Here is an 18326-nt window from a genome sequence, read left to right as displayed (position 1 = left end):
AAGACGGCGGGAATCAATACGACGGCGAACAATGCGTACGGCACCCCCCCCGGGCCGGCCGGCCTGATCGGGCCGACGGATCAGCGTTGCCGAGATCAGCGCGCTGAGCGGCAACGCCTTCGCCGGTGCGCATGCCATCGCGGGATCTCTCCAGCCGCTCGACCGGTTGCGTGTGGCGTCGGGACGTCGTTACGCGTTCTACTTGTGGAGCGCGAGTCCCGGGCGAACGCGGTATGCGATAAAGCTGGAGCCAAGGCGGCGCCACGCGAACACCGGGCGCCGCCGATCGCGTCAACCCGAACCAGTTCAGGCCGCTGCCTGCTCCGGCGCACCTACCCCAGGCTCTCCTCCTCGAAGCGCAGCGCGCGTTCCGCTCCATCGAGAAGGTCGGCATAGGTGAGAACCTGGATACGCGACAGGTGGGCATTGTACGAGCGGATCGTCTGTTCGATGCGCGTGCGGTTGATCTCTGCGGTCGCGCTACGGTCGGGGTGGCCGATGATTACGGTCGCACGGCTGCGCCGGAAGTCGTACGCGGGACGTCCTTCGTTGTGCCGCAGCGTTTGCAGGGTGGCCCCTGTCTCGTCCAGCGAGCGCAGGTAGTTGAGGCATTGACTTACCGCCTCGTGCACCTCGTCGGCCACGATCAGGCTGCCGCGGTGCTCGCGCACCAACCGGGCTCCCGGCCCCTTGAGCTCGACGATGTGCAGACTGCCGTCCGCACAGATCAGGGGGATGTCGTACTGGTCCAACGGCACCAGGCTGCGCTGCGCCATCCCGATGTACTGACCGCCGAACAACCAGTAGTTCTTGCCTATGGCGGCTTGCATCGCGGTCTCGGTGGTCTTCGGTTCGATCGCGAGGCGTTGAAGCTCGGTCACCACGTCGCGTTGCCGTTGGATGACGGAGGCCTCCGCTGCGGACAAGCCCCGCGGCGTGGAGGTGATGCCAGACAGGATGTCCTCGATGTCGGCCCGGTCGGCGAGGGTCTTGCCGAACGACGTCGCGGCGTCGTCTGCTGCGCGGATCTGATGGATTCGCTGAGCGGCTGTGCGGGAGAAATGCTCGAAGCTCAGGCCGTCGTCCGGTTCCCTGAAAGCGAAGTTCGGCGGCGGTGCTGTAACCACGAACCACACAGCGTCATACAGCCCGTCCTTGACGATCCGGCCAAGAAACGTCTGCACCCGATCCTGGTAGGAGGAGCCACCTGATCCGGCGGACATGTCGCCGTTGCGAAGCAGTCGCGCGGTGACCTCGTTGTCCTCTACGACCATGACGAGACCGAGGAACGGTTTCACCTCTTGGATCTGAGGTAGCCGATACGTTCGGTTGAAGTCGGTCGCAGCGCCGACGATTTCCTCCTGGTGACTACGCAAGTTGTTTCCGATGGACCTGCCGATCAAAGTCTTGATCTCGATCGCTGCGATTGGCAACTCGTCGTCGACCGCGAGCAAGTCCCACCGTCGACTGGTCGGCCCGTATCCACCGGGCAGGCTCAACGCCTTGCCGTACTGAATCGCGTTCTGACTGATGCCATGCTCGACCAGCATCTCTGTCAGCAGGTCTGTGATCGCGGCGTCACTGTGCAGCACCCGGTGCTCAGAGACGGCACCCTGCCGCTCCTCCCAGAACGTACGGATCGCGCGCGTCGGCGGGTCCTCTGTCATGTGCGGGCATCCTTCGTCTCGAAGCGATGGCGTTCGAAGATGGACCGGACTCTGCACGAGATGTGGTCGGCGAGGGGCCGCAGCTCGTCGAATGCGAGCAACTGCGGGTGGTCGGCGACAGCGTCGGAGACTGCCTGGGCCACGAGTGCGCCTCTGTCTGCGATCAGCATCGGTAGCTGCGCCCGGGCTGAGGAGTCGGCCACGGCACGTTCAGCGATAGCCCGGGCGGCGCTCGCCCGCACCCGCGGCTCAGGATCACTGGCTAGGGCGACAAGCACGCCCAGGCCGAGCTGACCGCCGGTGCTGGCGGCTACTAACACGGCGGCGGTTCGGCCGCGTACGTCCGCGCGGAGTAGTTCAGCCAGATGCCCTTCCCAGCGGCCGCCGGCCCGATGCTCCAGCACAGCTTGGAGCCGTCGCGCTGACGGGCGCGGATCGGTGTTGTCGATCAGGCGCGGGACCGGCTCGGGACCGTCCGCGATCGCAGCGGCAAGGGGAATGAGCCGCTCCGCGACCGCATTAGGGAGGACGGCCGCTCTTGTGGCGAGCACGGCGAGTGCTCCGCATAGGTACTCACCGGATCGGGTTGAGCCGAGCAGCTCGTAGATAGGGTCCCAGTTAGCGTGCTGCGGGTGCCACACGTTGAGCACAGTGAGCGCCTGGCCGAGGTCTGCGCCGCCGTGCGCATAGAGTCCCCGGACAGAATTGCGGGTTCGTGCTTCAAGCTGCGCGCCGAGCCCGGCGACCAGGGCCTCGACGAGATCCGCGTCCAGCTTGGTGACATCTCCGAGTGCGGCCAGCGCAGCGACCGATCCTCCTCGGGCGTCCTCCACAAGGCGATCACGGACCTGGGGCAGCCGGGTTGCGGCGGCACCGAGCAGGGAAAAGGCCAGTCGCTGGTGGCTGGTGTCGGCTCGATCGGCTGCTCGCTGAGCACGTTCGGGCGTCCACACCGCGGCAGGAAGCCGTTTCACCAGTTTGGCGACCGCGTTCGTTATGTGCTGGCCGGTTTGTTCGGGGAGATTGAGGGCGTACTCGGCCAGCTGATCCTGCAAATCCGGGCCGACGACGTCGGCGAGGGCGGTCAGCACGTCAACCAGTGTCGGCAGGAGATCGAAGGTGGGCTGGATTCGTAGGGCGTACTGCTCGGGGTCGCGCAGGGTTTGCCGGGCCCAGTGCGCCAGCCGTCCGGCATGGTCGGGAGGAAGCAGGTCGCCTGCCTCGATCAGCATGATCAGGTCGGCGTGAGCCGACGTGAGAGTCGAATCGGAAGGCTCGATCTCGAGCGCGGCTTCTCGCGCAGCGGCCGCGGGCCCGTTGTTGATCACTCGCCGGACCGCAAGTCGCAGTTCCTTATGGTTTCCGCAGCGGCGTAGCCCGGTCAGACCCACAGCGACGAGGTCCGGGTCCGCCCCGTACTCCTGGTCGGTCAGGAGGTACCGGGCGAGGTCGTGGGTGGTGTGACGCCAAGCGGTCTGATCTCCCAGCAGTCCGGCGATCAGGGAGGCCGAACGCAGGTACTGCCAGGTCTGATCGGCCATGGCGAGCCTGACGGTGCTGTCACCGGTCCATGCCCGGAAGGCCTTCTCGGCCTGTGCCGACAGGCCCCAGCCGGTGACCTGGTTCCGCCACCAGGACGCGGTGGTGTCGGCCGCCGACATGCTGCCACCGAAGTCCTCGGCATCCCAGTCGGAGACAGCCAGGAGAGTGTTCGCGGCGGCGCCGCCTATCGCTGCCGCGGTGACGTCGCCGGGGACGAGTTGTCCGAGGCCGATCAAGTTGATGGCAGCATCGCGCGCTTGTTGTCTACGGCCCAGTTCGCTGAGCGCTCTGGTGTGCTGCAGGCGTACCCAAGCGTGGTCGACCTGGTCCAGTTCGTCGCGCGCCAGCAGTTCGTCCAGCGTTTGCAGAGCATCGCCGGCACGCCCGTTCTCCATCAGGGCGGCGGCGTAGGTGACGGTCGCAGCGGCCTGCTCGTGCGGTGCCAGCTCGGCACTCGCGAGTCCGCGGAGTACGCCGGGGTCTCCGGTTTTGAGGTACTGCTTCAGCGCCGCCGCGAATCTCCACTCCCAGTCGGCGCCGGCGTCGAGGGCGGCCAGGTTCGGAACGTACGCCTCGCGCTCTTCGTCCGGCCGGACGACATCGCGCAGCCGGACTTGTACCAGCATCGCGATCACCTGCGCGGCGGTCAGCGGAACCGTCATGCCGCGGTTGGGATGCGGGGCCACCATCCGGGGGACTAGGAGCGCATGACGTAGCTGGTGGGTCGGAGACACGACAGCGCCGGCCCAGGCAGACCCCTCCCAGGTTGCGTCTGCGCCGGTGCCCGCTGCCACGGCCAGCAGCGCGGCGGCGTTCGCCGGATCGACGACGTTCGCGCGAGGAACAAGGACTTTGGCGCCCTTGCCGGTGTACTCGACGGTGTCCTTGGTGATGGCTGCCCAGTAGGAGACACGCTCATCAAGGTCGTGAAGAACGATGAGGTGGGGAAGGCGATGGCTGAGCCACGCGTCGAAGTGGCTGCGGTTGCTCTCCCGGAACCACCACCCGATGACCTCCCCTTCCGAGTCGCGCATCTTCTCTTCGAAGAAGCTCGGCCCGGATTTGACCTGCGCCCCGACTACCATGCCGAGATCAAAAAGCCGGTCGTCGCGGGCCATCAGGAACAGGTCGGTACCCAGATCGTGCTCGGAGTTTCGGGCGACACCCCAGCCGATGCGCTCAAAGTCGGCGGCGACCTCGTTCGCTCCGGCCGTTCCCGTCTGCTCTTGTCTGGACGCGCGCATCGGACCATTCAACCGCAGGCGCGTTCAGGGTGGAGAATGTCTCTGCCTGATCGCTGCCGGACAGCTCGCGGGGCTATCACCTGGTACGTCGTGACACTTCTCAGGTTGGGTGAACCCATCAAGCGCCGCCGCTGCTCACGGCCGGATCGTTGCAGTCTCCGGAGCCGGCAGCCACGGTCTTCCCCGACCCGTGGACATTCCGTGATCGTGGAGTGGGCACTGCTTGCGCGACGGCATGCCACCCACGCGGCGCTTGCGGCGGTAGATGTCCGGCTGCAGCGCACCCGAGGGGTAAACCGTGGCGGAAGGACAGTGCGCGCTCGTAAGCTCGACGCCTACCTTCATCGGTACTTCACGTCACTCGAGCGATGGAGACGAACAGCCTCATGACCACGGTCGGCGAACAGATCCAGCGCGTGAATGAGGCGATCTGCAGAACATCGCCTCGCTCACGGACCAACGCGCGCTGCTCTCGCAGAATCTGCTCGCCCACTCCGCAACCTGGTCGAAGGTGTCGCCGTGCGTCTGCACACCGGTAGGGCCAACGCCGAGTTCTACTACGCGGCCGTGGAACCCGGGCTTACCTTCATCAAGTCCAGGGCCAAGCTGAACTTCCTCGGCAAGTTCCACAAGCTCATCCAGATCAGCGCCTCCCACTACACCCTGGACGGCGACTCGTCGGAGCGGCTGATGCTCAAGTACTACGAGTACCAGCTGCGTATCCGCGCCCTGCTGAACGACAGCTGCGGGATCTCGGTGCTGGCGAACCTGGAGTCGTTCCCGGTCGATCTCGATCCCTCGCTGCGGGAGTACCACGAGAAGATCGCCGACAGGATCGACGCATTCCGGCACACGGCAGCCGACGGCAACCCGGCGGGCCCGCTACTACATTCACAAGACCCGCCCGTTCTTCGTCGACGGACGCATCTACTACGAGGTGACTTTCTACCGGGCCGTCACACGGTTTCCAGATCGTCTCCTCCGGGCATTCGATGAGTGATGCGGGACACGACGATGCCGACGACGAACTGGACTTCGCCGCGCTGTTCCCGCTGTGCCACTGCGGCGACGACAACTGCGAGTACCCCGCATCACCTGGAACCAAGTTTGGCGCCGCCAGGCTGCCCGCACCTTCGACGACCTGACCGTCGACCTCGCCGCCGGTAGCCTGCCCTCGCCCACCTGCCCAGGCGAGGAGAGGGTCCTACACTTCATGCTGCAATCAGCGCAGGCCGCGATAGCCGACGGCTGGGGCCCCACACCAGAGCTGCTCGCCGTACTGCCCGAAGGTGACGGCGACTACGACTGGGACTGGGTCTCGGAGATCCTGCTACAGGATCACGACATCGTCGACCTGTTCGACGGGCAGAAGGACGGCATCGAGGACCCGGAGACCGATGCCAACCGGTCCGCAGGCATGGGCGACGACCGGCCCGCGGCCTGGTCTCGCGCCTTCAGCAACCTGACGCCCAGAGACGGCCGCCGGCGCTTCCGCTGATGATTCGCGTGTTTGGACGAACAGGCCACGGTGGTTCGCCGCACAGGAAGCCGGGCTCGTGCACCACACGACCACCCTGCAGCCCGCTCGGTTCCAGCGTCATTCTTGAACACCCTGGCGTCGGGACGTCGCCACCAGGCTGCTGCCGCCCGGGACTCGAGCCCGCACGCTTGTCCAAGACCAGCATGATCGGCAGATCACCTCGTCACCGGCGTGCCAACGGGGATGATGCGGCTGTCAATGCCGTTGCGGCTTTGGGGCCGGCCGAACGCGACACCGAGGCCGGCACCGCGCGCTTCGCGGACACCATGCCCAAGGTTCAGCGTTGATCCAATCTCTTCCACTGCCATCGAGGTAGCAGCCCTCCGTGGCGAGCGACATGCCGGCACAGATCTCCGGGACGGTATCCGCCGGGGACACCGTCTCCGACCGCCGCCCAGAACGCCTTCGCGTCATTCATGTGCCCGCTGCCGGTGTACCAGGCGACGGCCGGATGCTCGGCTCGCAGTGCCTCGAGACCCGCGGCCGCGAGCCCGTTGCGCTGGAACTCCTGGACGGTGTACGGGCGGTCGGCCCAGCCGATCCCGCAGTGAGGGCAGATGATGTACTCCACGACGAACGCCAGTTCGCCGTACAGGTTCGCCTGCCGGTACCGCCATCCGAAATGGCGGCCTGAGTCGGTGTCCTGCCAGGGCGTCGGTAATGTCGGCAGCTGTATCACGTTGTATCGGGGCCGTTGGTCGATGCGACCACGCGTCAGGTGATACACCGCCGATCTGATCGGCGTTCGGCTCGACCAGCGGCCGATATCGGTCCGCGCCTGCTCGCGAAGGCGCCTCAGATCCTGCTCAAGGTCGGTAACCACCCATTCCTCCAAGTCGGTCGGTCGGCTGTCGCGGGCGCCGCGGGTCACGTGTGTTCACCGTCGAAGGGGCTGCTGAATTATCGGTTGGGCGCAGGGTCGGCGGCTGCCGGAGCATGTTGGCTGGGTGGAGCGGTCGCGGCCAGGTCGTTGAGCGTGGCGTTCACGACCGGTCTGAACATGTCGACGGTGAACTTGTCTGGTGGATCGGCCAATTCCCGCTGAACGTTCGGGTGCACAAGATTTCGATATTCGCGCAGGAGGTGACCGAAGCGTTGGGCGTCTCGCTGTATCCATTTCTGTGCGTGTGCGGTTTCGATGAGTGTGTACAGCTTCCAGTCCTTGGGCGCTTTCTGTGGGTGTGGCAGGCGTACCGCGGCCGCGTCGAGCAGGACACCTTCCAGGAGGCTTCCCAGCATGATGATCGCGCTGACCCACGCCCCGTTGCGTTCACAGATGCGCGCCTCATCCAGTCGGCCTTGCAGGATCGCGGCGAGGTCGGGGTCGCGCACCAGGTCTGTCATCGTGGCGTGCAACGCCACGTCGCCATTGTCCGTGGCTTCGCCAGGGACCTGCGTCGCCGGACGGATCGTTGGCCGGCCGAGGTGGTGGGCGACCTCGAGACCTTCGACGGCGAGCACCCGGTTCAGTTCCTCGGTGACCTCTGCGCTGGCCAGCGGGAGGTGTAGGTGCACGTACTCGCGCCGGTCGGCCAGGCGCTTGACGACGGCCTCGACGGCGCCAGGATGATCGCGGCGGGTCCGCAGCTGATTGGTCAGCCAAGCTCTACGCGGTTCCTGAAACCGAGGGACGTTCGGCCACCCGGCCTGCTGCAGCAGTTTCGCCAGCTCGGTTCCTGTGCGTCGGACCGGTAGCCCGTCGCCGTCGCCGCAGGCGATACGGGCGATCTCGGACAGGATGTTGTCGTCGGCACCTTCAAGCATCGGAATCCTCGTGGTCGTCGTCATCACTGTCGGGAAGGTTGATCGGTGTCCATGTCTGCGTGCTGTTGAACGAAGCCGGACGGAGCGATGTCGGGCCGATGCCACGCCGGCGTAGCTGTTCCCACAGCGGGGCGAGCGCCGCCTCCGGGCCGAGCAGATAGTCGCTTTCCCGGATACGGACGATTTCCCAACCGGTCTGTTGGAGTTCTCGTTCACGTTCGATGTCGCGGGCGATGTCGTCCGGCGTCATGGGCAGCGCGGGGGAGTGGCATTCGACGGCAAGCTGGCCGTTGTCGCCGACCACCAGCAGATCGATCGGTCGACCGTAGATCGGATATTGCGGAATGACGGTAAAGTCCTGGCGGCGAAGCTCACCGAAGACGCGTTGTTCGAGCAGCGACTCGAACGGGGTCCTCAGCCGGTCTGTCGGAATCTGGTCCAGGCGGGGAGCCATCAGGAACTTGGCCGGCGGGTTCTGCATGTAGATCAACAGCGAACGGCGCAGATCCGTGGTGCCGAGTTCGTCGGCCGGGACCGAGGTGAAAAGCCACAATTGGTCACGTGCTCGGCTGGCCGCCACGTTGAATCGCTGCCGATCTTTCCTGCTCGTCGCCGGGCTGGGTCTCGTTTTCACCACCATGGACAGCAGAATGACGTCGCGTTCATCGCCTTGGAAGGCTGGAGGATCGCCGACGCGGATGTTGAAGCGTTTGCGGTTGGCGTGGCCGATCCGCTCGTCCAGCAGCTGCTCCAGCAGTTTGGTGTGCCGATCGGCGCCGAACATGACGATGACGCCGATGGACTTGTCCTGGTAACGGGGATCTTCGATCAGCTTCTTGATTTGCTCGACGATCTCGGCGGCTTCGGTGTGGTTGCGGATGCTGGTGCCGACCCCGTCCGCCTCGGGATTGTCCACGGGGACGACGACGAGTGGGTCGAGGCGTTCGGCGCCGAACTGTCGCAGCGGCAGCAGCCTGCCTTGGTAGAACTCGTCCGACGACCACCCGATGATCTCCGGCATGCATCGGAAGTGCTCGACGAGGCGCACGACTCGCACCAGATGCGTCGACATGAGTTCGTAGAGGTTGGAGTCCGGGCCGAATCCCTGCCGTAGGTGATCAGGCATCTCCAGCAGGTATGCGTTGGCCATCCGCCAATATGCCGGCAGCTTCTTCGGCGGAACGCCGGGGCTGCACTGCTGGTCGTCGCCGACGATGATCGCGCGGGGTGCCAGCCACAGCAGGAAGGTCGAGTCGATCGTCACCTGGCTGGCCTCGTCGACGATCACCACGTCAAAAGTGTCAGGTTCCGCAGGAACGTCGCTGGCTACCTCACCGACCGGCATGAGCAACGCGGGAATGGCGCGTGACGCGTCCCGCATCGCCGAGCGCAGGCTCTTGAGCCGCTGCGACTTGTAGGTTCCGCCGTCCTTGCCGAACAGGTTGACCGCTGTCCGGAACGCCTGCAGCGCCTTGGACCTCGGCACGTCCTTGCGCATGATGAAATGCAGTAGCGCTTGTTTTCCGGCCAGGTCCTCGGTGACCTGGCGCAACCTCACCTCGACCTCGTCGAGGGCCTGACGACGCTCACGCTCGCGGTGCGCACCGGACATGCCGGCCACGTGGGCCGCCGCCCGCGACCAGTTCCATGCGGCCTGCAATTGCGGCATCTGCTGGTCCCAGGCCGGTTCGGAGAGGCCGGCCCGTAGCCGCTCGGCCAAGTCGGGATGCACAGCGGCCAGCCGATCGACGAGCAGACCGCACCGCTGACGCGCCACCTGCCCGTCGTACACCTGGAGAAGCTCGTCGTATGCCGCGGCGTAGCCGTCGGTGTCCCTGTCCTGCAGCGCTGTTAGCAGGCGGCCGACGATCGGTCCCGGCCGGGCAGAGGAACCAGTAGAAAGCAGCGTGTGCCTGAGCCGCTCCATCACCTGAGCGGACTGTCCGGCAACGATAACCCGCGACGAGTTGCGCACCAGCCGCACGATCAGGTCCCATCGCTGAGCAGAGCTGATGAGGTACCGCGCGTCCGGCTGCTGGAGGGCCCGTTCGATAGATTGCTGTGCCGCCGCCATGCGCGCCAACGCGGTCAAGCTACTGTGTACATCCTGAAGCTGGGCCAACTGCAGCCGATGCGTTGCTGTGCCTACGATGATGCCCAGGGCGCGGCACATCTCGATCACGGTGACGCAGGCACCGTCGGTCTGCAGCGCGGCGATCACCGCGTGCACCTGGACGAGCGACGTCGGTGGCATCCCGCTCACGGTGCAGGAGGCCAACAGCTCAGCCGCCTGCGACTGTTCCGGAGACGGGCAGAAACGGCGGACACCTCCACCGCCCTGCAGGTAGGCACGCAGGCGTTTGGCCTGCCTCAGCAGCCGGGCGTAGTCCGCCTCGGTCAAACCTTCGACAACCCATTCCACGTCACGGTCCCGTGCGGAGGTGACCGTCTGCAGGTGGGTCGTGATCTCGGAGAAGGCGTGCGAGAGGGCCTGCCACGCGGCAGTGTTGCGGCGCTGCAACATGTCGATGGCCGCGCTGCGGCGCCAGTCGTCCAGATCCCAGGACGACATCATCTCGGTCAGACCGCACCCGCCGAGCGCGTCTGCAGCCGCATCGACACTGCGCGCGATCTCTTGCAGAACCGGGCCGCTGAGGCTGTTCATCAGCGACTTCGCCTCGTCGAGGTCAGCGCCGAAAATGTGCTCGGCGTCGATGATCGCGCGGACCAGGCGGACGACCGTCCGGGGCTGCATAAGAGTTTCCGGATCCGGTACCTCCTGATCGGTCGACGTGTCTGGCGATGCGAACCTCCTGAGCAGGCCCAGCAGTTCGCCGGCCTCGTCGTCGCTCAACGGCGGCGCTGGCACGCCGCTCGGCACCGGGCCGACCCAGCCGTGCTGGGTACGACCGTGCTCGACCGCAGCGGCGACCTGAGCGGGAGTTCCGTCGTAGCCGTCGATGGACAGCACCCGTGGCTGGTACTCCTCCGCGCGTACATCTCGCAGCGCGTCACCCGCCTGCACCAGCCGCCGCCGCAGGTCGGCGTGCCGCCGCCGCAGGTCGTCGATCTCCTGACGAAGGACTGCCTCGTTCGTCACTGACGACTGCTCGGACAGGGCGATGAGGGTGCGGTCCAGGTCCTTGCGGCCGTCGGCGGACTTCCCGGTCGCCAGCACCGCCAGATTCCGCACACTCTCGGGAAGAAGATCGTGTACGACACGCAGCGGCTGCGGGTGCTTGCTGGTCACCAGGACCCGCAGTCCGTCGGCGAGTAACGCGCAGATCAGGTTGGCGATGGTGTGCGTCTTGCCGGTACCGGGTGGTCCCTGCACGACGACCGCCGCGTCGGTGCGCAGTTGGTCGACGACGTGTCGCTGCTGCTGGTTGGACGCTAACGGCAGCAGCGGATCGGCCAGGATCGCTGGCACCGCGGACGTGCCGTCCAGCCACGCCGCGCGCTGCCGGCTGTCCATCGGCTGGACGAGTTGGGCCAGCCCGAGCGGGCAGCGCGCATCCGCGCCCTCGAGCGTCCGGGCGATCTGCTCGTAGAAGCCGGCCACCCCGTTGCTCTCCCGCTGCCGCAGAAAGAGCGCCGGCGACAAGGTCAGCAGCAGGCGCCCATCCGGCGGCGGCTCCGGCTCCGCCATGAACGGTTCCCACCGCGGCCGGACCCGCCAATGATGTTCCCGCCATGCATTAAGCCAGCGCTCGACCTCCGGCGACAGCGGGTCGAGACTGCCGGGATCATCCGCCGGCACGCCGGTCCTGGCGGCGACGTACCCGTCATTGAGGTCGAGAGCGTCCTCGTCCGCGCGATGCAGGCCGTCGACCAGGGCCAACCGGATGACATCGCGGTCCGCGTCGACCTCCGCCTCAACCTCGGCGACCAGGACATGCTGCCGGAGCACCCAACGCCCTGAATCGAAGAGACTGACCAGTCCGACACCGAGGACCAGCTCCTGATCTTCCTTGAGCGCCTTGCCGATCAAACCCTGTAGACCCGCGTACGGGTCACCAGTCGCCGGCGCGGCCTGCGCCGCGGTGGCCCATTCCCGCCAGAGCGCAGCCCAGTCGTGCATCGCCTGCACGACCTCGTCCGGGTAGCCGGATCCCGTCCCTGAGCTGTCCGGTTGACGGAGCGACGGCCCCTCGCCCCACGGGTTGCTGAGGTCCGTGTCCGGGCTGAGCCAGCCGTCCAGCACCCGTGGAGGCGCCGGAAAGGGATCCAGCGGCTGCCGCTCGACCGCCAGGAACACGTCGTCGGCCTGGCTGCGAAACGGCATCAGGTCGTTCAGCCAGATCGGGGAAGCGTCCTTGAGCGCGTCCCGGGCACCAGGACGAGCGTTGCGGTTGACGAACCTCAGGTAGGTCACGAGGCGACGAGTCTGGTCGATCAGGTCAGGATCGGTCGGTGACATCACGTCTGGCACACAGCTCTCCTCCGCAGCCCAGCTATACAGACTGTGCGAAGGCCACCACTGATCGCAATGCCATGGACATGAATGAATCGGTCGAACGGCGGAACCGTCACGCGGCAAAACCGTGATCGCAACGCCCCGCAGACTGCACCGCTCGGAAACAGGGTTTCGGGGGTTGACCTGGGGTTCTGCGCGTCGCCAGTTGCTCGATGGACGGCAGGCTGACTGGCATGGTCGTGTCGTTCGGATACCTGGTCCTACGTCAGGTGCTGCAGTTGATCGTGCTGAGCCTGCGGGGGGAGCGGACGATGGAGATTGAGATCCTGGTCCTTCGCCATCAGGTCGCGGTGCTGCGCCGTCAGGTCAAACGTCTGGATCTGGAACCCTCCGACCGGGCGGTGCTCTCGGCCCTGGCTCGGCTGCTGCCCAGACCGCGGTGGGCAACGTTCCTGGTCACCCCGGCCACCCTGCTGCGCTGGCACCGCGCCCTGATTGCCCGTAAGTGGACCTATACCCGACGCCGGCCGGGCCGTCCGCCGGTTCAGGCGGCAATCCGGGCGCTGGTGCTGCGCCTGGCGAAGGAGAACCCAAGCTGGGGCCATCGCAGAATCCAGGGCGAACTGGTGGGCCTGGGATACCGGGTGGCGGCCAGCACCGTGTGGTCCATCCTGACCAACGCCGGGGTGGATCCCGCACCGCGGCGGACCGGTCCGACCTGGACCGAGTTGCTCGCTGCACAGGCCAAGGGATCCTGGCCTGCGATTTCCTGCACGTCGACACAATCGGGCTAACCCGCATTTACGTGCTGTTCCTGATGGAGATTGGCACCCGGCGGGTGCACATCCTCGGCGTGACCGTCCATCCGAGCGGGGAGTGGGTGGCGCAGCAGGCCCGTAACCTGATGCTGGACCGGGGGGAGCGGGCCGGGCAGTTCCGGTTCCTGATCCGCGACCGCGACTCCAAGTACACCGATGTGTTCGACGAGGTGTTCACCAGCGAAGGCATCGAGGTCTTACGCAGTCCACCGCAGGCGCCGCAGGCGAACGCGTACGCGGAACGGTGGGTACGCACGGTTCGCCGCGAGTGTCTGGACCGGATGCTGATCTACCACCCGAGGCACCTGCTGGCTGTCTTATGTGAGTTCATCGCGCACTACAACGAGCATCGGCCCCATCAGAGCCGTCACCAAGGCCCACCCAACGCCACGGACACCGGGCCAGCCGTCGTCGACCTCGCCTCGGCGCGGCTCTGCCGTAGGAAGATCCTCAACGGACTGATCAACGAATACTCGCAGGCAGCGTAGCCCAACCGCAATTTCGAGCGGCACAACCCAGGTGCGCCAGTCGCAACAGCATGAGTCGACATCGTCGCGCAGTCACCGACCACGAGGGCCAACGGAGGCACCGACGCCAGGCCAGTCACGATAGCCCCGGCCGCCAGAACGCCTTCTGACCAGCACGGATGTTTTGTCGGCAGTACGCCAGCGAAGGGCCTATGACCGGGATCACCGCGGCCCTGGTGCAACGGCAGGCGGACAACATCGCCTGTCAACGGCTTGCGCTGGGTTTACGAGCCCCACAAGATCAACACGACTTCGCAGTCGCGTTCCCCTCCCGCTGTAGTTTGTCGGAGTTGCTCGCCGGCTCGCGTCAGCGTGCGGCCGCCAGGCTCAGGCACCGGACGAAGGCGGCCGCGTTGAGCTCGGGCTGGAAGCGAACTTCGCCGAGGGCGGCGGCGACCGCGTAAAGGTTCCCTTCGGACAGCTTGCCGCCCGCTCTCAAGAGCGTGCCCACCACCCGGTCGAGCTCCGGCTCGGGCGCCCCCACGCAGCCGGCGTCGAGCTCGGCGGTAGGCGGTCGGTCGAACTCCAGGTCGTCGCCAGCGACCTCAGCCGTCGTGCGCAGCCGGCGCAGCACGTCGCTCAGCTCGGGCGTGGCGGCGGCGTGCTCGGCGATCAGCGTCGGGAGGTCGGCATGGGCGTAAGACCGTTTGAGGTACGGGCGGAACTCACGCTCGAGGCGGCTCGACACCTCGGCGGCCGCGTCTAGGTCGCCCTCGAGCACCTTGAGAAGCGCCCGCCGAAGGGCGGCCGCGCACCGATCGAGATCGCCGGCTGCCACCGCGAGGGCGGTCTGTTCGCGGGCGGTGTCAATGTTGTCGAGCAGGACCGCGCAATCGCCGGCGGTGATGGCGTTGTGCGTGGCGAGGCAGTCCTTGAGGATCTCGCCGAAGAGCGGCACCGCCTCGGCGTAGCCGCGGCAGCGCGCCACCCCGTAGGCGCGGACCTGCCGCATCCACGGCTCGGTCAGGTCGTCGCGGTCGAGCATCGGCTGGAGCGCTTCGAGGTCGCCGCGCAGCAGGCTGTCGTAGGCGAGCAGCGAGTCGCGCCAGGCGCCCACCTGGATCAGCTCGAGCATGTCGCGTGACCGGGCGTCGAGCTGCCCGGCCCAGTCGAACCTCATGACGATGGCGGTTTCGGCCAGCCAGGCGTCGGTCACCGGGCCGCCGCCCACGGCCCGCTCGGCGAAGAGCCAGGCTGCCCGGTGCAGCGACACCGACTGCAGGGCCCAGGCCGCGTGGGCCGCGCGGTAGGCCGGTTCCGCACCGGTGAGCGCGGCCACCAGCAGGTGGGGCAGACCGCTCCAGCGTCGCCCGGCGTTCCGGGTGAGTTCGGCCTGCCTGGTCACGGCGAGCCCGGTCAGAAAGCACAACCGGACGGCAAGCTCGTCAGTCGCCGGCTCGCTCACCGTGGCGAGCTGAGTCAGCGCCTCCTCGATGGCGGCTGCGTCGGCGTCGCCGCCGACATCGGCCGGGAACGACGACTCCCAGAGCAGCTCGGCCAGGTCGCAGACGGCCGCCTGGTCGGGCCGCTGCGAGAGAGACGTGCGGAGATGGTCAACGGCCCGCGTCCGGTCGTTGGCGCTTTGGAACGCCCGAGCCGCGCGGCAATGGGCGTCGGCCGCCCCGTCGATGTCACCCCGCTTCTCGAGGATCTCTCCCTCGAGCTCGGCGATGGCGCCGTCCTGCAGGTAGTCGGTCACCGTTGAACCCGCCGTCGCCGCCCGGGCCAGGACGTCCTTGTCATCGCCGAGCGCCGCCGCAACCTCGATGCGGAAGTATGCGTACAGCTCGTCCCGACGGACCTTTTGCTGCGCGCGCCACCAGGCGATCCCGTCGAGGTCGTCGCGCAGGCGGCGCAGGGCGCTGCGCAGCAGGCGCCGGCCCTCGTCGAGATCGAGGGCGCCCTCGAGCAGCACCTGCGCGCGCAGCAGGGAGGCCTCGGCGCCAGCCGAGGCGATCTGGGTCGCCGCCACCGCCAGGTCGAGGGCGTCGGTGAACGCCTCGCGGCGCTCGGCGCCGGCCAGGAGCGCGGCGCGCTGCAGGGCCAGGAGGAGCCGGACCACGGCCTCCGGGAAGCGGGTCGCCTGATCGGGCAGCTCGCCGGCCGCGCGGTCCTCCCGGCCCAGGGCGTAGTAGATCAGGGCACGGTCGGCGGCCAGCCCGGGCTCGGTGGCGATCCATTGGTCGCCCGCGATGAGCTCGGCGGCTTCCTGCCACTGGTCGTCGGCGATGAGGCCGCGGATGTAGGCCGCCGCGTCCACCATCCGCTGCAGGTCGGTCGAGGGCAGCGCGTTGGTCGGGTTGGCGACCAACAGGTCGAGGCCCTGGGCGGCGTCGCCGCGCAGCATGAGCAGGGACGCGACGAGCCGGACGAGGGCTGCCGGAGCGTCGTCGGCCCGGGCCCGTGCGCGCAGCGCAGCGAGGTCGTCGTCGGACAGGATGTGGCGCAGACTACCGTCCTCGACCCCGACCAGCGCGGCCAGCGCCTCTTCGGCGGCCGGTTCCACGTCGGTCTGCGACGCGGTGCGGGTCGCGTCGAGGAAGTTGCGAACCGCGCCGACCGGGTCGTGGTGCCGTCGCAACCGGCCCAGCTCGAGGTGCAGCAGCCACTCCGGGGGTTGGTCGCCCGCCTCGCCCAGGGCCAGGGTCAGCTGCCGGTCGGCCTCCTCATCGTTGGCGCCGCCGACCATCAGCGCCTTGGCCAGCTCATATCGGGACGTGCGCACGGTGGGCGGGCCGGTCATCTCACACCCCGCGGCTTCCCGGCCGTCATACGCCACCCCGAGCCGGTGGCGGCGCCGATCGACGTCGCCGCAACCGGCGTCGCGGCGGGCTGGAGCTCCGAGTAGTAGCCGGGCACCCCGAACAGCGCCTCGAAATCGGCCGCGTTGCGGCGCATAACCCGGTCGCGCGCGTAGTGGACACTGCGGTCCAGCGGCTTGCCCTCGCTCAGCGCGTGCAGCAGCAACCCGGGGAAGGTCTGCGGCCCCGCGCTGTCGTACTGCTCGGCCGAGCGCTCGAAGCCGGGCAGGTGGCACACGAACACGACCGGCCGGATGCCGCTGAGGTTGAGCGCCTGCGCGATCTGAAAGGTGCCGCGGATGACGTCGTGCCCCGGGGCGACGGGGAAGGTGACGACGGTCAGGCTCTCCAGCGGGCGCTGGTCGCGTAGTTCCCGGACGAGGCGGTCGACCGGCACCCAGTCGGCGTCGGCCGACGGATGGGCGAATCCAATCTGGGCGGAGCCGTCGCGGATGCGGCGGATGGGCGCGAACAGCACCAGATGGCTCAGCTGGCTGCTCAATCCGTCGAGCAGCTTCCACCACGTCGCCTCGCCACCGTGGAAGCGCACCAGCAGATCCAGGCCGGGGATCGCCTCCAGTTCCCGTTCGGTGCGCAGCGCCAGCCGGGAGAACGGCTCCGGGAGGGCGTTGAGTAGACCCACGTTGGGCTTGAGCCCGGTGCGGCGCCGTGCGGTGCGGTCGGACGGCTGCAGGCCCTCACCGCTCACCCGCTCGACGAGCAACCCCGGCCGCAGGGCGAGGGGCAGCGACGCCGACTGGACCGGTGAGTCGCCCTCGGGCGGGACCGTGCCCGGGCCCGGTCTGGCCTGGATGTACTCCCACGGATAGCGCTCCAGGCGACGGGCCGCCTCGTCCTCGTACCGCAGCCGGATCTTGAAAAGCCGGCCGCCGGAGTCGGCGCTGTAGGAAGCGATCTTCTCCTGCAGGGACGGCGGGAAGGCCGAGTCATAGAGGTTGGCGCCGATGCACTGCCAGGCCTTCCTGACGGCGTGCCGCCAGCGCGGATCCGTGGCGTAGTCGGCGCTGTGGGCCAGGGTGTCGGCGAGGGTGGCCAGTCGCCGGATCGCCGCCTGCCGGTTGGGATCGAGTAGGGTCAGATCACCGGCCGGCTCGTCGGCGGACTTCGGGGCCGTCGTCACCGCGCCGTCGCGGAACACCAGGTCGATCGTCTCCACCGTCAGGTGTTTGTCGTAGCCGCGTAGCGTCATCCGGTCGGCCGCCTCCTGCTCGGCCCGGGCGCGCCGGGCCAGCGGGATGGATCCCTGCGCCTGCAGGTTGCGCCGGGGCGGCGGCAGGAGTTTGGGCTCGAAACTGGTCAGGGCCCGATAGACGTCCTCGGTGTTGACGTAGCCGCTCTCGCCGCTCAGCACGTCGGGGTCGGTGAGAATCCGGGCCAGGGCCGCGGTGAACGGGCTCGGGTCGTCCTGGTGGTCGCCGTCGCGGGAGGGTTCGTTGCCACCGCTGGAGAGCACGGCCGTTCCCGTGCCGAACGACTCGGCCAAAATGTCCTCGTTGAAGCCGCTCTTGTACTGCCCGGCGTAGCAGCAGTCGAGGATGACGACGGTGGAGGACGACGTGTTGTAGGTCTTGATCCACTGCCGGAGCCGGTCGGCGTCGAAGGCGTCGACCTCGCGCTGGCTGTATTCCACGTCGACGCCGCACAACCCCAGCTGCTGTCGTCCCAGCCGCTCGCCGTGGCCGGAGAAGTAGATCAGCAGACGGTCGGTCGGCCGCCCACCCTGGACGAAGCTGTGCAGTCGCCGGCCCATCTCCTGCGAGGTGATATTAGCCTCGACGGTGATGTCCTGGTCCCGGAACAGCCCATATTCCGGATGCGTCAACGCCTCGCGGATCACGACGAGATCGTTCGGTGGCCCGTTGAGCGGAAGCAGGACCTTGTCCGGGTCTATGTATTCCCAGTTCCCGATGAGCAGTGCTCGGTATCGCTCGTCATTCATGATGCTGCCGTTTCGCCGTCGGCTTCGGCTCCGGCCTCAGCATAAG

General features: G+C 67.5%; 12 protein-coding genes. 5 read left to right on the top strand and 7 right to left on the bottom strand.

What is annotated here, in order from left to right; all coding sequences use genetic code 11:
• Nucleotides 1-79: 79 nt before the first annotated feature.
• Nucleotides 80-400: a DUF6416 domain-containing protein gene (locus LDL48_RS45240; RefSeq protein WP_225259486.1), complete on the top strand. Its 321-nt coding sequence runs from the start codon at nucleotides 80-82 to the stop codon at nucleotides 398-400.
• Here LDL48_RS45240 and LDL48_RS35205 read toward each other — a convergent pair.
• Together LDL48_RS35205 and LDL48_RS35200 are read right to left on the bottom strand one after the other, a co-directional pair.
• A complete protein-coding gene (locus LDL48_RS35205; protein WP_225259468.1) occupies nucleotides 333-1667 on the bottom strand; it encodes a Shedu anti-phage system protein SduA domain-containing protein in 1335 nt (444 codons plus the stop codon). The genes LDL48_RS45240 and LDL48_RS35205 overlap by 68 nt on opposite strands.
• Complete coding sequence (locus tag LDL48_RS35200; RefSeq protein ID WP_225259467.1) at nucleotides 1664-4453, bottom strand: DUF4365 domain-containing protein; 2790 nt, start codon at nucleotides 4451-4453, stop codon at nucleotides 1664-1666. The genes LDL48_RS35205 and LDL48_RS35200 overlap by 4 nt, the downstream gene beginning before the upstream one ends.
• A gap of 519 nt (nucleotides 4454-4972) precedes the next feature.
• On the opposite strand from LDL48_RS35200, the gene LDL48_RS35195 reads away from it, so the two are divergent.
• Together LDL48_RS35195 and LDL48_RS35190 are read left to right on the top strand one after the other, a co-directional pair.
• The gene (locus LDL48_RS35195) at nucleotides 4973-5449 is read left to right on the top strand and encodes a hypothetical protein (RefSeq protein WP_225259466.1); all 477 of its coding nucleotides are present in this window, start codon (nucleotides 4973-4975) and stop codon (nucleotides 5447-5449) included.
• A gap of 217 nt (nucleotides 5450-5666) precedes the next feature.
• The gene (locus LDL48_RS35190) at nucleotides 5667-5951 is read left to right on the top strand and encodes a hypothetical protein (protein WP_225259465.1); all 285 of its coding nucleotides are present in this window, start codon (nucleotides 5667-5669) and stop codon (nucleotides 5949-5951) included.
• 319 nt (nucleotides 5952-6270) lie between these two features.
• Here LDL48_RS35190 and LDL48_RS35185 read toward each other — a convergent pair whose 3' ends face one another.
• From LDL48_RS35185 to LDL48_RS44790, 3 genes are read right to left on the bottom strand one after another with little or no spacing between them, the layout of a single operon-like run.
• Entirely contained in the window at nucleotides 6271-6864 is a 594-nt protein-coding gene (locus tag LDL48_RS35185; RefSeq protein WP_225259464.1) for a hypothetical protein, read from the bottom strand.
• A gap of 29 nt (nucleotides 6865-6893) precedes the next feature.
• Nucleotides 6894-7781, bottom strand: coding sequence for a hypothetical protein (locus LDL48_RS35180; protein WP_225259463.1), 888 nt, complete (start codon nucleotides 7779-7781; stop codon nucleotides 6894-6896).
• Complete coding sequence (locus LDL48_RS44790) at nucleotides 7750-12189, bottom strand: AAA domain-containing protein (RefSeq protein WP_225259462.1); 4440 nt, start codon at nucleotides 12187-12189, stop codon at nucleotides 7750-7752. Before LDL48_RS44790 ends, LDL48_RS35180 begins: the two co-directional genes overlap by 32 nt.
• A 218-nt stretch (nucleotides 12190-12407) precedes the next feature.
• Here LDL48_RS44790 and LDL48_RS35170 point away from each other — a divergent pair, with 218 nt between their 5' ends.
• Together LDL48_RS35170 and LDL48_RS35165 are read left to right on the top strand one after the other, a co-directional pair.
• Complete coding sequence (locus LDL48_RS35170; RefSeq protein ID WP_225259461.1) at nucleotides 12408-12968, top strand: helix-turn-helix domain-containing protein; 561 nt, start codon at nucleotides 12408-12410, stop codon at nucleotides 12966-12968.
• 23 nt (nucleotides 12969-12991) lie between these two features.
• Complete coding sequence (locus LDL48_RS35165) at nucleotides 12992-13480, top strand: integrase core domain-containing protein (protein WP_225259460.1); 489 nt, start codon at nucleotides 12992-12994, stop codon at nucleotides 13478-13480.
• A 346-nt stretch (nucleotides 13481-13826) separates the two neighbouring features.
• Here the strand turns inward: LDL48_RS35165 and LDL48_RS35160 are convergent, their stop codons facing one another.
• Nucleotides 13827-16262: a hypothetical protein gene (locus LDL48_RS35160; protein ID WP_225259459.1), complete on the bottom strand. Its 2436-nt coding sequence runs from the start codon at nucleotides 16260-16262 to the stop codon at nucleotides 13827-13829.
• The gene (locus LDL48_RS35155) at nucleotides 16259-18280 is read right to left on the bottom strand and encodes a caspase family protein (protein ID WP_225259458.1); all 2022 of its coding nucleotides are present in this window, start codon (nucleotides 18278-18280) and stop codon (nucleotides 16259-16261) included. Before LDL48_RS35155 ends, LDL48_RS35160 begins: the two co-directional genes overlap by 4 nt.
• Nucleotides 18281-18326: the final 46 nt, after the last annotated feature.

It is taken from the genome of Jidongwangia harbinensis (genome assembly GCF_020216025.1).
Classification (GTDB): Bacteria; Actinomycetota; Actinomycetes; order Mycobacteriales; family Micromonosporaceae; genus Actinoplanes; species Actinoplanes harbinensis.
Note: the sequence above shows the minus strand (reverse complement) of the source record. Positions and strands in the feature narration are given on the sequence as shown.

What these genes read in the sequence shown, in the direction of transcription:
- LDL48_RS35205 (WP_225259468.1), bottom strand. Translation starts at nt 1,667, where the DNA reads ATGACAGAGGACCCGCCGACGCGCGCGATCCGTACGTTCTGGGAGGAG.
- LDL48_RS35200 (WP_225259467.1), bottom strand. Translation starts at nt 4,453, where the DNA reads ATGCGCGCGTCCAGACAAGAGCAGACGGGAACGGCCGGAGCGAACGAG.
- LDL48_RS35190 (WP_225259465.1), top strand. Translation starts at nt 5,667, where the DNA reads ATGCTGCAATCAGCGCAGGCCGCGATAGCCGACGGCTGGGGCCCCACA.
- LDL48_RS35180 (WP_225259463.1), bottom strand. Translation starts at nt 7,781, where the DNA reads ATGACGACGACCACGAGGATTCCGATGCTTGAAGGTGCCGACGACAAC.
- LDL48_RS35170 (WP_225259461.1), top strand. Translation starts at nt 12,408, where the DNA reads ATGGTCGTGTCGTTCGGATACCTGGTCCTACGTCAGGTGCTGCAGTTG.
- LDL48_RS35165 (WP_225259460.1), top strand. Translation starts at nt 12,992, where the DNA reads ATGGAGATTGGCACCCGGCGGGTGCACATCCTCGGCGTGACCGTCCAT.
- LDL48_RS35160 (WP_225259459.1), bottom strand. Translation starts at nt 16,262, where the DNA reads ATGACCGGCCCGCCCACCGTGCGCACGTCCCGATATGAGCTGGCCAAG.
- LDL48_RS35155 (WP_225259458.1), bottom strand. Translation starts at nt 18,280, where the DNA reads ATGAATGACGAGCGATACCGAGCACTGCTCATCGGGAACTGGGAATAC.